A 15,546-nucleotide genomic window follows, 5' to 3' on the forward strand; every position below is an offset into this window, starting at 1 on the left:
CTAGTATGGCAACAAGTACGCTACCGAACACTGTTATGGCGCCGGCAGTTTTCCAGAGTTTCAACTGTTGCGTCGGGCTTTCGTGATACTCTGCTGTATATTTTATAACTCCATTACTAATCGCGCCCCCTGTGAAGGTTGTGATCAACTGCAATGCATTTTGAAATTGCCCAATTGCAGCGTACCCAGCCGGCCCCACGTAAATAGCGAGAACCTTGTTAAGTCCCAACAAGGTCAACATTTTGATGCCTACAGCAAGACCATTTAATAGACTAGTCTTTACAAGATTCATATTATGTCTGACTGAAAACTGTTGCAAGCAGCCACAACCGCATCTGCCTGATCAAGCTCCAAGTCTGGTCCCATTGGTAGGCTCAATATTTGGCGATGAATTTGCTCGGATATTGGAAATGAGCGCATTGCCAGCTCTGAGTATGCGGGCTGTTGATGAGGCGGGATAGGATAATGAATTAAAGTTTGTATATTATTAGCGTGCAGATGCCTTTGTAGGGCGTCTCTATCTTTACAAAGAACTGTATATACGTGCCATACATGGCTTAAATCATTTAGGCAATCGAATGCCGCCCCCACCGGCAATGTAATCTGAGAATTGACAATACCCGTTGAGTAAACGTCAGCAATTTTTCTTCTATGAGATGTTTGCTGATCAAGATACTTTAACTTTACGGACAAACAAGCCGCCTGAATCTCATCTAGGCGGCTATTCATCCCACGGTACAAATTTTTGTATTTTTCGTGAGAGCCGTAATTACGTAAAGCCCTTAGCGTCGACGCTAGCACTTCATCATTTGTAGTAATTGCACCTGCATCGCCAAGCGCACCAAGATTCTTTCCAGGATAGAAGCTGAAACCGGAAGCATGACCCCAATTACCGGCCTTCCTTCCATCCGCGCTCGCCCCGTGAGATTGAGCAGAATCTTCCAGCACGAGTAAGCCAGAACGTTCAGCGAGTCTCATGATGGCCGACATGTCCGCAAGACGGCCATATAAATGCACGGGCAGAATCGCTTTGGTTCTGCTAGTAATAGCGTCTTCTGCCTTAAGGGGGCACATATTGAACGTCGCAGGGTCCGGCTCTACTAGAACAGGTACAAGTCCATTCTCTGATATAGCGAGAATACTCGCGATATAGGTATTTGAAGGAACAAGAATCTCATCCCCTTCGCTCAAGTAGCCCAGCTCTTTCCATGCCCGGATGACCAGTACCAGAGCGTCAAGCCCGTTTGCAACGCCAATACAATGCTTCGCTCCGCAATACTCAGCATAGCTCTGTTCAAACTGCTGCAGTTCGCTTCCGCCTATATACCAACCGGAATCGATGACTCGGGTACACGCGTCAATCAGTTCCTGGCGGCACATGTGATTGATTGACTTCAAATCGAGAAAATTTATCATTTGGCTAAGTACCTAATAACTTTAGCTGGATTACCAACAACGACTGCATGATCAGGAATATCGGAAACGACTACAGCGCCCGCACCTACCATCGCGTACTCGCCAATAGTCACTCCTGGCAAGATCGTCGCGTTGGCACCGATGCTGGCACCTCGCTTGATAGTAATCCCTGAAAAAATCTCCGGGTAAACTTTGGAACGGGGCAAAGCGTCATTCGTAAATGTGGCGTTGGGTCCGATGAACACGCCATCAGCAACTACCGTTCCTTCCCAGAGAAATACGCCCGACTTTATCGTTACATTGTTGCCTACCGATACACCGTTTTCTATCAGCGTATGCGCACAAACGTTGCAGTTTTCACCAATGACCGCACCGTCAAAAATCACTGCAAACTGCCACACCCGAGTGTCTTTTCCGATGCTTGTGCTTTTCACATCGGCGAGTGGATGAATTTTAGGCATGCTTTGTCAGCTCCAAAAATGCGTCGTAATTCCGAATATAGTCCTGTTCGTCGTAATAATCACTGGCTAACACTAACAATACACAATCCACGCTAAACTCATGCATTTCGTGCCAAATCATTTTATCAATGAAAATAGCTTTTTCAGATGAATCCAACCAAACTTCTTCTTTATTTACCCCATCGTCCATTTTCATCAGGCAACGTCCTGAAACACAGACAGCGACTTGGGTGAGTTCCTTATGAGCGTGAAACCCACGAGGCACACCGATTTGCGTATCGGCCAAATAATAGACACGCCTTATAGCGAATGGGATATTTTTGTTATTCTCAAGCACAATAAGGTGGCCACGATCATCACCCAATTTCTTGATATCTAAAAAATTTATCAAACTCATTCTACAGCTACCGATAAGCTTTCGACACCGAGGGCTTCATCGTCTTTAGCACTGACAATGTAATCTTCAGCTCCTGGCCATTCGATAGAAAGTCGCGGATCATTCCAATGAAGCGCTCCCTCAGACTCTTTATCGTAGTAATCAGTGGTCTTATAAAGGAAGTGCGTATCATCTTCTAACGCAACGAATCCGTGAGCAAAGCCTTCAGGAATCCACAGCATTAGATTGTTAACTGTGTTTAATTCAACGCCAACCCATTGCAGATAGGTTGGTGAACCGGGGCGGATATCAACTGCAACATCAAAAACCGCTCCCCTTACAACGCGGACCAATTTTCCTTGTGCGTGTGGCGCACGTTGAAAATGAAGTCCACGTAAAACCCCTTTAGCGGAATAAGAGTGATTATCTTGTACGAACACATTCGGGGCAGACAGGCCGAGATTCTTCAGAGCCGCATCAAATTTCGCTTGATTGAAACTTTCCATGAACCAGCCGCGTTCATCAGTGTGAACACCAGGTTCAATTATCACGACGTCCGGAATCGAGGTTTGGATCAATTTCATTTATCACAAGCCTCTTTAAGTAGCTTCTGCAGGTACTGCCCGTACCCTGTTTTTTTGAGTTTCTCAGCTTGTTCACTAAGTTGCTCTGGCGAGATCCAACCGCTGCTGAAGGCGATTTCTTCAAGGCAAGCTACTTTAAGCCCCTGACGGTGTTCGATGGTATGAACGAAGTGGCTCGCTTCAAGCAACGACTCGTGAGTACCTGTGTCAAGCCAGGCGAAGCCTCGACCTAACATTTCCACCGTTAATGATTTGTCGTCCAGGTAAGCCTTGTTTACATCTGTAATCTCGAGCTCACCACGCGGTGAAGGCTTGATGTTCTTTGCAATTTCAACAACACGGTTATCGTAGAAATACAAACCTGTAACTGCATAGTTTGACTTAGGCAGTGCTGGCTTTTCCTCGATGCTGAGCGCGCGGCCGCTGTGGTCAAATTCAACCACCCCAAAACGCTCAGGGTCCGAAACATGATAACCAAACACTGTCGCGCCGGAACTTTGAGACATCGCAGAGCGAAGATTATCGGAGAAATGCTGGCCATAGAAAATGTTGTCGCCCAGAATCAGACAGCAAGGATTATTACCAATAAACTCTTCGCCGATGATGAAAGCTTGTGCCAATCCGTCCGGGCTCGGCTGTTCTGCATAGGTGAGTTCGATACCGTATTGGCTACCGTCGCCCAGCAATTTTTTGAAGCACGGCAGGTCTTCTGGAGTAGAAATAATCAGGATTTCACGCATGCCAGCTAGCATCAGAACGGACAGCGGGTAAAAAATCATCGGCTTGTCAAAGATGGGCAACATCTGTTTGGACACGCCCAACGTCAAGGGGTGCAGGCGCGTACCGGAACCGCCTGCCAGGATAATGCCTTTGCGTTTAATAACCGTCATTTCTCTAAAACTTCCTTTAACATCCGAGTCACACCACCGCGCCATTCAGGCAGGTGGATGGAAAAAGTCTGACGCAGTTTCTCGGTATTGAGCCGTGAATTCAATGGTCGACGGGCAGGCGTTGGGAACCGCGATGTTGGAATAGGGTTTACAACCTTTACCTGCATCGGCAGTGCCATAGATTTGCCGTAATCGATGACCACCTGGGCGTACTCGTGCCAAGAGGTAAACCCTCCGGCCGCCAAATGATAAACCCCAGCTACAGATGGATCTATCAGTGCCTTCCTGACAGCAACTGCGCATACATCGGCGATAAGATCCGCGCCAGTAGGCGCGCCAATCTGGTCCGCAATGACGTTAAGTTCTTCGCGATCCACAGCAAGGCGCAGCATCGTCTTGGCAAAATTATTGCCTTTTACACCGTAAACCCAGCTTGTACGAAAAATCAGGTACATGCAGCCTGAGGCTGCAATGGCTTGCTCGCCCATCAGTTTCGTAGTGCCGTAATAATTGACTGGAGAGACCGCGTCGTTCTCCTGCCATGGCGTGTCGCCTTCGCCGTCAAATACATAATCCGTGGAAAAATGCACAAACCAGCACCCGAGCTTGTTCGCCTCTTCAGCGATTGCCGCCACCGCCGTCGCATTGATTTGCAACGCAAGATCTTTATCGGACTCAGCCTTGTCCACAGCAGTATAAGCGGCTGCATTGACGATTATGTCCGGAGCTATTTGCTGGATGGTGGCGCGCAAGGACTGGTCACTGGCAAGGTCGCCGTACAGACTATTGCTCACGTTGCGATCAAGCGCGACGACAGTGCCCAACGTCGCAAGGGAACGTTGAAGCTCCCAACCCACCTGGCCATTTTTACCTAGCAGCAAAACTTTCATGTCAGGCTTTACGCTCGGTATAGTTTTTTTCGATCCATTGCTGGTAGTTACCGCTTTTCACGTTCTCTACCCAAGCTTGATTGTGCAGATACCACTCAACCGTTTTGCGAATACCCGAATCGAATGTCTCCTCGGGCTTCCAGCCCAGCTCACGCTGAATTTTGCTTGCGTCGATCGCATAGCGCCGGTCGTGTCCTGGACGATCCTGAACGTAAGTAATCAGCTGCGCGTGCGGACGATGAGACGACTCAGGGCAAAGCTCATCCAACAGGGCGCACACGGTGTGTACCACTTCGAGATTCTTCTTCTCGTTGTGACCGCCAATATTGTAGGCCTCGCCGATTTCGCCCTCAGTCACCACTTTATAAAGAGCGCGGGCATGGTCTTCCACGTACAACCAGTCACGAACCTGATCACCCTTGCCATAAATAGGCAGGGGCTTGCCTTCGAGTGCATTCAAGATGACCAGGGGTATCAGCTTTTCAGGGAAGTGGCACGGACCGTAGTTATTCGAGCAGTTCGTTATGATTGCCGGTAAACCATAGGTTCGAGCCCACGCCCGAACCAAGTGGTCGGAACCTGCTTTGCTGGCCGAATAAGGAGAGCTGGGCTGGTAAGGCGTCTGCTCGGTAAACAGGTCTTCCGGACCATCAAGGTCACCATATACCTCATCAGTGGAGATATGATGGAAACGAAAGCGCTGTTTGGCGTCAGGATTCAGACCCATCCAGTAATGACGTACCGCTTCAAGGAGAGTGTAGGTACCGACGATATTAGTCTGAATAAAATCCGATGGGCCACTGATCGAGCGGTCCACATGGGATTCTGCAGCAAGGTGCATGACTGCATCCGGCTGATGCTTTTCAAACACTCGCTTGAGTTGGTCGGCATCGCAAATATCAACGCGCTCAAAGCTATATCGGCTACTCGTGGCGATTTCTCCCAGTGACTCTAGGTTGCCAGCATAGGTCAGTTTATCGAGATTGACCACCGAATCCTTGGTATTGGCGATGATATGGCGGACAACTGCCGAACCAATGAAACCAGCGCCACCGGTCACTAATATTTTCAAAACACTCTCCTTAAACTCAAACAGCGCTAGAAGCGCTCATTCGTCATTAAAGCTTTCGCATTTGACTCTGGAAAAATTATGAACTAGGGGGAAGCACCTTATCATGATGGCTTTTCGCGATCAGCCTCATCTGGCCTCGCTTGGTCGTTAACGCGGTCCCCCTTTGGAAGGTCTGAAGTACACACCATTTTTTACGCCTTTGCCTGAGGCTCAAAAAATGCACGCGCATAAAAAAGGCTTTTTTGCTCTCAATTAATGATTAATTCGTAGACCGCGCCTTTCAGAGCCGTTGGCCTATATCACCTACTCACGCTGCTTATGCCGATCGACGGATTTATAAGCATCTATAAATTCGACAGGACGGTCATCGAATCGCCTCACGTGCGTCAAACTAAGTACAATAGCCGTTTTAAGCATCGATCTCGACGTGTTCTTTCACACAAAAAATATCGTTCTCTTTTTTGATTCGATACATTTCGGAATTCCGTTCGCAGCTCGAGCTCTTGGTAGAGCTCAACGCGTAACGTTGGTTCAAACACGACACCGAAATGCCATGACCTATCACGAACCACCCTCAATCAGTTAATCAGCCGAAAAAATCCACACCAACATTCATGCCTTTCCAGCAAGCCACGGACTGGCACATCATATTCGTTTGATACAGCGACTCTTCCTAGCTGGATCATGCCGCTATGAAACAGTTTCGCGTCAAATGAGCGCGCAACACGACAATGGACCACCGCCCTGCGCGACCTTCTTCAGCTTTTGGATGATACCACTCGATAAAAGCAATCAATCCTAACACCTGCGCCCTCCCGAGCTGGGAGGGTCCGCGGCAAGTTTTTACCACATATACAAATCTTTTTCAGAGCTGCATAGCCGCGTTAAAACCAATTCGAAAGCCGAAAGGTTCAGCGTCGCTTATGGCTGCGGGCTTAGATTCAATACTCAGACTTACCAAAAATTTCACAGACAAGCGGGCACACGCCAGATAGCGGTGCCCTGGGGATCGAGAGCGATAAAAGCCATTCGAATAAAGACAGGTACGATCAATCACACAACGCCGCTCAGCTACTTTTGGACAGCTAAGGTTGAGCACCACTGATCGACTTAGCATCGCTAAGCGCACGAGAGAGCACGGTCGGGGTGCTACCGGTGGTAGAGGCGCCGCCGACGAGAACCATATGCCTGATGAGCGCGATGAAAACCGCCAATACAGCCCCTCCAAACAAACCAAGCACCACGATAAGTAGACGATTTGGGTTAGCCGGCGCTAGCGGCTCGAGGGCCTGCTGATCGATAGTGACTAATTTGATGTCCGCCATATCAGTATTCAAGTGCCTCAAACGGGTCATCTCTGCACGCAACGGCTGAACACCGGCGAGAAAAACATCCTCATTTTTCCGTGCGCTCAGCACTTCAATTTCGCGGTTGGCCGCCAGCAACTGAAGTTCCTTCGCGATCTGGGCGACGCGAGGATCGGTGAAGTCATCCGACCTACGCTGCCCCAACGCGGCAAGCTCAGCCTTAAGCGCCTCCACGCCCATAAAATAAAGAGGGATTTGCTGATTATTTACTTCGGTGCGAATCAAGCTGCCAGCGCCCGCACTGTCAGAATCACCGAATGAAGACGGCGTAGCCGGTTTTTGGATACCTAAGGTTCTGGCGATTCCGACAGCTTCATTCAGTTGAGAAATACGATCGCTGCGCAACGCTTTCAATTGCGAACGTAAGGCCGCCAACTCGTCCTGTAACTGCGCACGCCTTAATGAGTCGACTTCGCGCAGAGAAGCAATTTTGGCTTCTTTCTCAACGTTGTAGTTCGAGCGCGCCGAATCGAGTTTTCCTTTGAGTTCATTGAGCCGGTTTTGGACGATTACACTCACATCCGCACTGATCTGCTCACGCTCACGGCCAATGGCGTAGTCAACCAAACCATTCAGAATGGCAACGCCATCGATACCTCTTGGATAAGTCATTTCAAGCTTGACATAATTGCTCAGTGTATATTTTTTATCTGAATCCGGCAAAATCAAATGAATGGAATTGCGATTGAACGCCTCAAAACTCTGCTCCAGTGTCTCTCCCGGACGAACAAACCTTTCGAATAGATTCTGGTTGGCCCTAAAGAAAGCTAAGCGAGTATCGTAAGATTCCAGCGCCGCGCCAATCTTGAGAAGCGCATTGGCCGGTGGCAGTTGGTAAACCTCAGAGCGATTCAGTGCATCCAAATCATTGATGGCCGCAGGACGCAACACCACACTGACCTGGTATTGTGGAGTTGCCAGAAACGCATAACACGCCGCAATCAAGCCAACTGCCAGTGTTACTAGAAGCAGTAGCTTTTTTTGATGCCAGACAGATTTCAAAAGCTCGACGAGATCTATTTCGCCGGAAGAACGTACTGTGGGGGCACGGAAACTACTACTCACAACAAAAACCTGCCTTCAAAAAGAAACTGCGGGCTCGTTATGCAGACCAAATTGTGTCTTTTTTATTCTAATTAGATGACCGTCAAAACCCAGCGTCTCTGCCAAATTTCGAGCGCACAAAATGCCTGTTATCGAGAACAGATTTCATTTTGCCATCTCTCTGACATATTACAAGTCTTGACATGAGCGGTAGGCTTTTCCTACAGGTGTAGGGGTAGCCCTGATGCAGCACGTCCAAGGAGAGTGAAAACAGAAAGGATTTTCCGAATCTACGAGCTGAAACCCAATGAATCCGCGGATTTTTTACTTGAGGGCGGCCGCATCATTACAAGGCGGCGCTGAAATTGACGGGCTATTTTAGGGCAGTTTTCTGACGAGTGGTTGTCTCAGCATGCATGTGATTTTTGTGGAACGGGAGAGAGCTCCCTAGGCACGCCCTGCAGGAGTCGACTTATGACGCCGACTGCGCACCAATATGCCTAACAACGGCCCTATCAGCATGCCGACAATCAACGCCACGGTCACGAACACCGACACCGGCATCTGCCCGGTCGCCAGGCCAAGGAACGAGAGAGACACGCCCTGCTGGTTTTCGAGCACAAACGCTATAACCACCAGTGCGACCACCAGCACTGTCAGCAACACCACGGCGCGCTTAATCCCACGCATAATCTTCTCCTACCCTAAAGACACTCAGACGTTTTCTTCTTCGTCTTCGTTCACTCGATCACGCAATTCCTTGCCCGGCTTGAAGTGAGGCACGAACTTGCCGTCCAGGCTGACGGATTGCCCGGTCTTAGGGTTACGGCCTACGCGCGGGGCGCGGTAGTGTAGCGAGAAGCTGCCAAACCCTCGAATCTCAATCCGATCGCCGGTCGCCAGACATTGGGACATTTGTTCAAGCATGGTCTTGATGGCCAGCTCCACATCCTTGGATGAGAGCAGCCCTTGATGGGTGACAATTCGTTCGATCAACTCCGACTTCGTCATATTTTTCCCTTCTTTTTCAAGCAGCTAGGAAAAGCGCTTCAAAGGTTTTAGCATGACTTGATGAATTTGAACAGCCCATCCAATAACTTATCTACACGCCAGATCGACTTCACTATCAAGCGCTTACGCGCTCAGTTGCAGATCACCAGCATCGTGCGGGTAACGGCGCCTGCCGGGTTCCAGCCGAACAAGTAATCCCCTTCCTCGTCCTTGGCGTCACTGGACCTTGTGACGACCTTGTACCCCTGCATCTTGCACTCTCGAGCCGCGCGCTTCTCACACTTCTCCCAGTTGGAGCCCAAGCCTGAGCAGTCGATCTCGATGCCACTGACGCCATGCCGTGCGTGAGTCTTGGCATTGGTGGCGGCGCAACCTGCAAGCATGGCCATTGCGAACACTAAGATGAGCCTGTTCATTGAAAATCCTTACTGAATCAGCAGCACGGGAATAGCTTATCCAAAGACTATAATCAGTTCTGACACCGATCAGCTCTACGTGGTTCTAAGTTGTTGATTCAACAAATTTCAGGCACAAAAAAGGGCGACCGAAGTCGCCCTTTTTCTATGGTCTGACAGAACTCAGTTCTGTTTTTCCATTTGTGCACGCAGCAGGTCGCCCAGAGTGGTAGGACCAGCAGAAGGCTCAGAGGTAGCTGGCTTGTCGCGCAGGCTCTGGATGGCTTCTTTCTCTTCAGCATCGTCTTTCGACTTGATGGAGAGCTGGATTACGCGGCTCTTGCGGTCAACGCTGATGATCTTGGCTTCTACTTCTTCGCCTTCTTTCAGAACGTTGCGCGCGTCTTCAACGCGGTCACGGCTGATTTCGGAGGCTTTCAGAGTCGCTTCGATATCGTCGGCCAGGGTGATGATGGCGCCTTTAGCGTCAACTTCTTTCACGATGCCTTTAACGATTGCGCCTTTGTCGTTCTCTTGAACGTACTCGGAGAACGGATCGCTTTCCAGTTGCTTGATGCCCAGGGAGATGCGCTCGCGCTCTGGGTCAACCGACAGGATAACGGTGTCCAGCTCGTCGCCCTTCTTGAAGCGACGAACAGCTTCTTCGCCCACTTCGTTCCAGGAGATGTCGGACAGGTGAACCAGGCCGTCGATGCCGCCGTCCAGACCAATGAAGATACCGAAATCGGTGATCGACTTGATGGTGCCGGAGATTTTATCGCCCTTGTTGAACTGGCCAGAGAAATCTTCCCATGGGTTAGATTTGCACTGCTTGATGCCCAGGGAGATACGACGACGCTCTTCGTCGATGTCCAGAACCATAACTTCCACTTCGTCGCCGACTTGTACGACTTTCGAAGGGTGGATGTTTTTGTTGGTCCAGTCCATTTCGGAAACGTGTACCAGGCCTTCAACGCCTTCTTCCAGCTCAGCGAAGCAGCCGTAGTCGGTCAGGTTGGTAACACGCGCGGTCACGCGGGTGCTTTCTGGGTAACGGGCTTTGATAGCGACCCATGGATCTTCACCCAGTTGCTTCAGGCCCAGGGAAACACGGTTGCGTTCGCGATCGTATTTCAGAACCTTGACATCGATCTCGTCGCCAACGTTGACGATTTCGGAAGGATGCTTGATACGCTTCCAAGCCATGTCGGTAATGTGCAGCAGGCCATCGACGCCACCCAGATCGACGAATGCGCCGTAATCGGTGAGGTTCTTGACGATACCTTTGACTTGTTGGCCTTCCTGCAGGGATTCCAGCAGAGCTTCACGCTCGGCGGAGTTCTCTGCTTCCAGGACGCTGCGACGGGAAACGACAACGTTGTTGCGTTTCTGATCGAGCTTGATGACCTTGAATTCGAGTTCCTTGCCTTCCAGGTGCGTGGTGTCGCGCACTGGACGGACGTCGACCAAAGAACCTGGCAGGAACGCACGGATGCCGTTAACGTCGACAGTGAAGCCGCCTTTAACCTTACCGTTGATAACGCCCTTGACCACTTCTTCAGCTGCGAAGGCTGCTTCGAGAACAATCCAGCATTCAGCGCGCTTGGCTTTTTCACGGGACAGCTTGGTTTCACCGAAACCGTCTTCAACCGAGTCCAGAGCAACGTGAACTTCGTCACCGACATTGATAGTCAGATCGCCAGCGTCGTTGTAGAACTGCTCAAGCGGGATGAGTGCTTCAGACTTCAGACCAGCGTGAACGGTTACCCAGCGAGCTTGGTAATCGATATCAACGATAACACCGGTGATGATGGAGCCTGCCTGAAGGTTCAGGGTTTTTAGGCTTTCTTCAAAGAGTTCCGCAAAGCTTTCGCTCATTTTAATTCCTGTTGATAAGGGCGAAGAATACGCCCATCTCCACGCCCCAGACGGTGTGGGTTAGTTTCAATTAAAAGAAGCACCGCAGGACTATGACTGGTCCCCTGCAGACTTCTTGGTCACCCGGCGATATCGCGAATAGCGATTTCACTCAAGATGCGTTCCAGCACCTGCTCGATGGACAACTCCGTGGAATCCAGCTGTATGGCATCAGCCGCCGGCTTGAGCGGGGCTACTGCGCGCTGGGTATCACGCTCGTCGCGTGCACGGATCTCATCTAGCAGACTCGACAGACTAACACCATCCACTTTGCCCTTCAACTGCAAGTAGCGGCGACGCGCCCGCTCCTCGGCACTGGCGGTCAGGAAAATCTTCAGCGGCGCCTCGGGAAATACCACCGTGCCCATGTCGCGGCCATCGGCTACCAGGCCCGGCGGTTCCTGAAACGCCCGCTGGCGCTGCAGCAGCGCATCACGCACGGCCGGCAGCGCGGCAACCTGGGAGGCCCAGGAACCGACTTGTTCGTTACGCAGGTCATCGGTCACATCGTCCCCTTCCAGGATGATGCGCTGGGGATGACCTTCCGTCGCAGCGACGAACTGCACATCAAGGTGCGCCGCCAGCAGCTTCAGGGATTCTTCGTTGGTGAGGTCGACGCCGTGGTTGCGGGCGGCAAATGCCAGCAGGCGGTACAGCGCGCCGGAATCCAGCAGGCACCAGCCCAGGCGCTTGGCCAGGATGCCGGCGATCGTGCCTTTGCCCGAGCCGCTTGGCCCGTCGATGGTAATCACCGGTGCTTTGATATTCACAATTGAGCCTCTTGGGCAACACGGATGCCGACTTGGGCACACAGTGTAAGAAAGTTCGGAAAAGACGTAGCAACATTGGCGCAGTCACGGATACGAATCGGCGCCGTTGCCCGCAGCGAAGCCACGCTGAACGCCATGGCGATCCGGTGATCGCCATGGGCATGCACTTCGCCACCGCCCATCAGGCCACCGTCAATGATAATCCCATCGGGGGTGGGTTCACACTTCACGCCAAGGGCGAGCAGACCGTCGGCCATGACCTGGATACGGTCGGACTCCTTGACCCGCAATTCTTGAGCACCGCGCAGGACGGTTCGCCCTTCAGCGCAGGCAGCAGCCACAAACAGCACAGGAAATTCATCGATTGCCAACGGCACCAGCGCTTCGGGGATCTCGATCCCTTTCAACGCAGCCGCCCGCACCCGCAGGTCGGCCACCGGTTCGCCGCCCACTTCGCGCGGGTTTTCCAGGCGGATATCCGCGCCCATCAGCCGCAGGATATCGATCACCCCGGTGCGCGTCGGATTGATGCCGACATGCTCCAGCAACAGTTCGGAGCCTTCGGCGATTGACGCCGCCACCAGGAAAAACGCCGACGAGGAAATATCCCCCGGTACTTCAATATGGGTGGCGACCAGCGCATGGCCCGACTCGACCGTTGCCGTTGCGCCCACGACCTCTACCGGATAACCAAAACCGCGCAGCATGCGCTCGGTATGGTCACGGGTCGGTGCCGGCTCGGTGACGGACGTCTTGCCCTCGGCATACAGGCCCGCCAGCAGCAGGCAGGATTTAACCTGCGCACTGGCCATCGGCAGCACATACGTCAGGCCTTTCAACTTCTGGCCGCCACGGATGGTCAGCGGTGGGCGCCCTTCCGGCCCGGTTTCGATCACCGCGCCCATCTTCCGCAGCGGCTCGGCCACGCGGTTCATCGGGCGCTTGGACAACGAAGCATCACCGGTCAGCACGCTGTCGAAGGCCTGTGCGGCGAGCAAACCGGACAGCAGACGCATGGAGGTGCCGGAGTTACCGAGATAAATCGGCCCCGGCGCCGGCTTCAAACCATGAAGCCCGACACCATGAATGGTCACGCGCCCGTGGTGCGGCCCCTCGATCACCACGCCCATGTCGCGAAACGCCTGCAAGGTCGCCAGGGCATCTTCACCCTCAAGGAAACCTTCGACTTCGGTCACGCCCTCGGCCAACGAACCGAGCATGATCGACCGATGGGAGATCGACTTGTCGCCCGGCACCCGAATACGCCCGCTCAAGCGGCCGCCCGGGTTGGCGAGGAAAGTCAGGTCGTCGGCGTTCACTGCGGTTTCCATGTAGGCCCGGCGTGCCAGGATCTTGCTGAAATGTTCACGCGCCACCCGCGCACGGGTAAACACGCCCAATAATTGGTGGCCATCCCCGGCATCGACCGCGTCGCGCAAGGCGTCAAGGTCGCTGCGGAAGGTGTCCAGAGTGCGCAACACGGCCTCGCGGTTGGCGAGGAAGATGTCGTGCCACATCACCGGGTCGCTGCCGGCGATCCGCGTGAAATCGCGAAAGCCACCGGCGGCATAGCGGAAAATCTCGAGGTTTTCGTTGCGTTTGGCCAACGAATCCACCAATCCGAACGCCAGCAGATGGGGCAGATGACTGGTCGCCGCCAGCACTTCGTCGTGGCGCTCGACCTGCATATGCTCGACATCCGCGCCCAGCTCGCGCCACAGACGATCGACCACGGCCAAGGCCGCCGGATCGGTTTGCGCCAGCGGCGTCAGAATCACTTTATGCCGACGGAACAACTGCGCATTGGACGCTTCCACCCCGCTCTGCTCGGAACCGGCAATCGGATGGCCCGGCACAAAACGCGCGGGCATGCCGCCAAAGGCCTGCTGCGCCGCACGCACCACATTGCCCTTGGCGCTACCGACGTCCGTGAGGATCGCCTGGCCGAGGTCCATGCCGGCCAGCACCGTCAGCAACTTCTCCATGGCCAGGATCGGCACGGCGAGCTGGATCACATCGGCGCCCTGGCATGCGAGCGCCAGGTCGGTTTCACAGCGATCGACGACACCCAGCTCAACCGCCAACTTGCACGATTGCGGGTCCAGGTCCACGCCGACCACTTCGCCACACAACCCGCTCTCGCGCAGGCCCTTGGCGAAGGAACCACCGATCAACCCCAGACCGACCACCACCAGGCGACCGATCATAGGCACAGCAGGTTGCAATGCAGTGACATCAACCACGGGCCAGAACCTTGGCCAGCGCCTCCAGGAAGCGGCTGTTCTCAGCCGGCAGACCGACGGTGATGCGCAGGTGGTTCGGCATGCCGTAGTTGGCCACCGGACGCACGATCACGCCTTCGCGCAGCAAGCCCTGGAACACCGGGGCCGCCACTTGGCCGAGATCGACGCAGATGAAGTTGCCCTTGGACGGAATCCAGCCCAGGCCCAGCTCACGAAAGCCTGCCTGCAACTGCAGCATGCCGCTTTCGTTGATGCGACGCCCTTCTTCCAGGTACTCGGCATCCTGCAACGCTGCGCAGGCCGCCGCCAGGGCGAGGCTGTTGACGTTGAACGGCTGACGCACACGGTTGAGCACATCGGCCACCACCGCCGTCGACAGGCCGTAGCCGACGCGCAGCGACGCCAGGCCATAAGCCTTGGAGAATGTGCGCGAGACCAGCAGGTTCGGGTAGGCCGCGAGGAAATCCAGGCCGTCGGGCAGGTCGCTGCCTTCGGCGTACTCGATGTAGGCCTCGTCCAGCACCACCAGCACATGTTCCGGCACATCCTGTAGGAAGTCGTTCAGTGCCTGCGCATCGAACCAGGTGCCGGTCGGGTTGTTCGGGTTGGCGATAAACACGACGCGGGTCTGTGCATCGATCGCCGCCAGCATGGCCGGCAGGTCGTGACCCCAGTCCTTGGCCGGAATCACCCGCGCATCGGCACCGACGGCCTGGGTGACGATCGGGTAGACCGCAAACGCATGCTCGCTGAACACGGCGTTCAGGCCGGGCGCCAGATAGGCACGACCGACCAGTTCAAGAATGTCGTTGGAGCCGTTGCCCAGGGTCACCTGATTCAGCTCGACCCCGCACTTCTGCGCCAGCAGGGACTTGAGGGCAAAACCGTTGCCATCCGGATAACGGGTCAGCTCGGCCAGTTCTTCACGAATCGCCGCCAGCACCTTGGGGCTTGGACCCAGAGGGTTCTCGTTACTGGCCAGCTTGACGATCTTCGCCGGGTCCAGGTTCAACTCACGCGCCAGCTCGTCCACAGGCTTGCCTGGAACGTAAGGCGACAGTTGTTGCACGCCCGGCTGCGCCAGGGCGAGGAAGTTGCCACTCATGTTAA

At 53.5% G+C, this 15,546-nt stretch carries 15 protein-coding genes and 1 pseudogene; all 16 read right to left on the bottom strand.

Features of this window, described 5'->3' with window-relative positions:
• A pseudogene (locus INT12_RS22950) lies at positions 1 to 292 on the bottom strand (oligosaccharide flippase family protein); the annotation flags it as partial.
• Positions 289 to 1,416 carry a DegT/DnrJ/EryC1/StrS family aminotransferase gene (locus INT12_RS22955; RefSeq protein WP_193059028.1) on the bottom strand — a complete coding sequence of 376 codons (1,128 nt, stop codon included), beginning with the start codon at positions 1,414 to 1,416 and terminating at the stop codon, positions 289 to 291. The pseudogene INT12_RS22950 and the gene INT12_RS22955, both read right to left, overlap by 4 nt.
• Positions 1,413 to 1,877, bottom strand: coding sequence for an acyltransferase (locus INT12_RS22960; RefSeq protein WP_102618373.1), 465 nt, complete (start codon positions 1,875 to 1,877; stop codon positions 1,413 to 1,415). Before INT12_RS22960 ends, INT12_RS22955 begins: the two co-directional genes overlap by 4 nt.
• Positions 1,870 to 2,274 (bottom strand): sugar 3,4-ketoisomerase, encoded by a 405-nt coding sequence (locus tag INT12_RS22965; protein WP_193059029.1) that lies wholly within the window; start codon positions 2,272 to 2,274, stop codon positions 1,870 to 1,872. Before INT12_RS22965 ends, INT12_RS22960 begins: the two co-directional genes overlap by 8 nt.
• On the bottom strand, positions 2,271 to 2,837 hold the full coding sequence (rfbC, locus tag INT12_RS22970; RefSeq protein ID WP_193041238.1) for a dTDP-4-dehydrorhamnose 3,5-epimerase: 567 nt from the start codon (positions 2,835 to 2,837) through the stop codon (positions 2,271 to 2,273). Before rfbC ends, INT12_RS22965 begins: the two co-directional genes overlap by 4 nt.
• Entirely contained in the window at positions 2,834 to 3,727 is an 894-nt protein-coding gene (gene rfbA, locus INT12_RS22975; RefSeq protein ID WP_102618376.1) for a glucose-1-phosphate thymidylyltransferase RfbA, read from the bottom strand. The genes rfbC and rfbA overlap by 4 nt, the downstream gene beginning before the upstream one ends.
• Positions 3,724 to 4,617 (bottom strand): dTDP-4-dehydrorhamnose reductase, encoded by an 894-nt coding sequence (rfbD, locus tag INT12_RS22980; protein WP_193041201.1) that lies wholly within the window; start codon positions 4,615 to 4,617, stop codon positions 3,724 to 3,726. Before rfbD ends, rfbA begins: the two co-directional genes overlap by 4 nt.
• A gap of 1 nt (position 4,618) precedes the next feature.
• Entirely contained in the window at positions 4,619 to 5,689 is a 1,071-nt protein-coding gene (gene rfbB, locus INT12_RS22985; protein WP_193041202.1) for a dTDP-glucose 4,6-dehydratase, read from the bottom strand.
• A 1,085-nt stretch (positions 5,690 to 6,774) separates the two neighbouring features.
• Positions 6,775 to 8,121: a Wzz/FepE/Etk N-terminal domain-containing protein gene (locus tag INT12_RS22990; RefSeq protein ID WP_193040896.1), complete on the bottom strand. Its 1,347-nt coding sequence runs from the start codon at positions 8,119 to 8,121 to the stop codon at positions 6,775 to 6,777.
• A 426-nt stretch (positions 8,122 to 8,547) separates the two neighbouring features.
• Positions 8,548 to 8,790: a LapA family protein gene (locus INT12_RS22995; RefSeq protein ID WP_046384278.1), complete on the bottom strand. Its 243-nt coding sequence runs from the start codon at positions 8,788 to 8,790 to the stop codon at positions 8,548 to 8,550.
• Positions 8,791 to 8,814: 24 nt separating this feature from the next.
• A complete protein-coding gene (ihfB, locus tag INT12_RS23000) occupies positions 8,815 to 9,111 on the bottom strand; it encodes an integration host factor subunit beta (RefSeq protein WP_017848846.1) in 297 nt (98 codons plus the stop codon).
• Positions 9,112 to 9,242: 131 nt separating this feature from the next.
• Complete coding sequence (locus INT12_RS23005) at positions 9,243 to 9,527, bottom strand: hypothetical protein (protein WP_104903667.1); 285 nt, start codon at positions 9,525 to 9,527, stop codon at positions 9,243 to 9,245.
• A 162-nt stretch (positions 9,528 to 9,689) separates the two neighbouring features.
• Positions 9,690 to 11,384, bottom strand: a complete 1,695-nt coding sequence (gene rpsA, locus INT12_RS23010; protein ID WP_003218806.1) for a 30S ribosomal protein S1 — start codon at positions 11,382 to 11,384, stop codon at positions 9,690 to 9,692.
• A gap of 119 nt (positions 11,385 to 11,503) precedes the next feature.
• Positions 11,504 to 12,193 (bottom strand): (d)CMP kinase, encoded by a 690-nt coding sequence (gene cmk / locus INT12_RS23015; protein WP_017848848.1) that lies wholly within the window; start codon positions 12,191 to 12,193, stop codon positions 11,504 to 11,506.
• The gene (locus tag INT12_RS23020) at positions 12,190 to 14,400 is read right to left on the bottom strand and encodes a bifunctional prephenate dehydrogenase/3-phosphoshikimate 1-carboxyvinyltransferase (RefSeq protein ID WP_264294546.1); all 2,211 of its coding nucleotides are present in this window, start codon (positions 14,398 to 14,400) and stop codon (positions 12,190 to 12,192) included. The genes cmk and INT12_RS23020 overlap by 4 nt, the downstream gene beginning before the upstream one ends.
• A 28-nt stretch (positions 14,401 to 14,428) precedes the next feature.
• Positions 14,429 to 15,541, bottom strand: a complete 1,113-nt coding sequence (gene hisC / locus INT12_RS23025; RefSeq protein WP_017848850.1) for a histidinol-phosphate transaminase — start codon at positions 15,539 to 15,541, stop codon at positions 14,429 to 14,431.
• Between the last annotated feature and the right edge of the window lie 5 nt (positions 15,542 to 15,546).

The organism is Pseudomonas sp. K8 (assembly GCF_014889455.1).
Lineage (GTDB): Bacteria > Pseudomonadota > Gammaproteobacteria > Pseudomonadales > Pseudomonadaceae > Aquipseudomonas > Aquipseudomonas veronii.

What these genes read in the sequence shown, in the direction of transcription:
- INT12_RS22960 (WP_102618373.1), bottom strand. Translation starts at nt 1,877, where the DNA reads ATGCCTAAAATTCATCCACTCGCCGATGTGAAAAGCACAAGCATCGGA.
- rfbD (WP_193041201.1), bottom strand. Translation starts at nt 4,617, where the DNA reads ATGAAAGTTTTGCTGCTAGGTAAAAATGGCCAGGTGGGTTGGGAGCTT.
- INT12_RS23005 (WP_104903667.1), bottom strand. Translation starts at nt 9,527, where the DNA reads ATGAACAGGCTCATCTTAGTGTTCGCAATGGCCATGCTTGCAGGTTGC.
- rpsA (WP_003218806.1), bottom strand. Translation starts at nt 11,384, where the DNA reads ATGAGCGAAAGCTTTGCGGAACTCTTTGAAGAAAGCCTAAAAACCCTG.
- rfbC (WP_193041238.1), bottom strand. Translation starts at nt 2,837, where the DNA reads ATGAAATTGATCCAAACCTCGATTCCGGACGTCGTGATAATTGAACCT.
- INT12_RS23020 (WP_264294546.1), bottom strand. Translation starts at nt 14,400, where the DNA reads ATGATCGGTCGCCTGGTGGTGGTCGGTCTGGGGTTGATCGGTGGTTCC.
- rfbA (WP_102618376.1), bottom strand. Translation starts at nt 3,727, where the DNA reads ATGACGGTTATTAAACGCAAAGGCATTATCCTGGCAGGCGGTTCCGGT.
- INT12_RS22955 (WP_193059028.1), bottom strand. Translation starts at nt 1,416, where the DNA reads ATGATAAATTTTCTCGATTTGAAGTCAATCAATCACATGTGCCGCCAG.
- INT12_RS22965 (WP_193059029.1), bottom strand. Translation starts at nt 2,274, where the DNA reads ATGAGTTTGATAAATTTTTTAGATATCAAGAAATTGGGTGATGATCGT.
- hisC (WP_017848850.1), bottom strand. Translation starts at nt 15,541, where the DNA reads ATGAGTGGCAACTTCCTCGCCCTGGCGCAGCCGGGCGTGCAACAACTG.
- INT12_RS22995 (WP_046384278.1), bottom strand. Translation starts at nt 8,790, where the DNA reads ATGCGTGGGATTAAGCGCGCCGTGGTGTTGCTGACAGTGCTGGTGGTC.
- ihfB (WP_017848846.1), bottom strand. Translation starts at nt 9,111, where the DNA reads ATGACGAAGTCGGAGTTGATCGAACGAATTGTCACCCATCAAGGGCTG.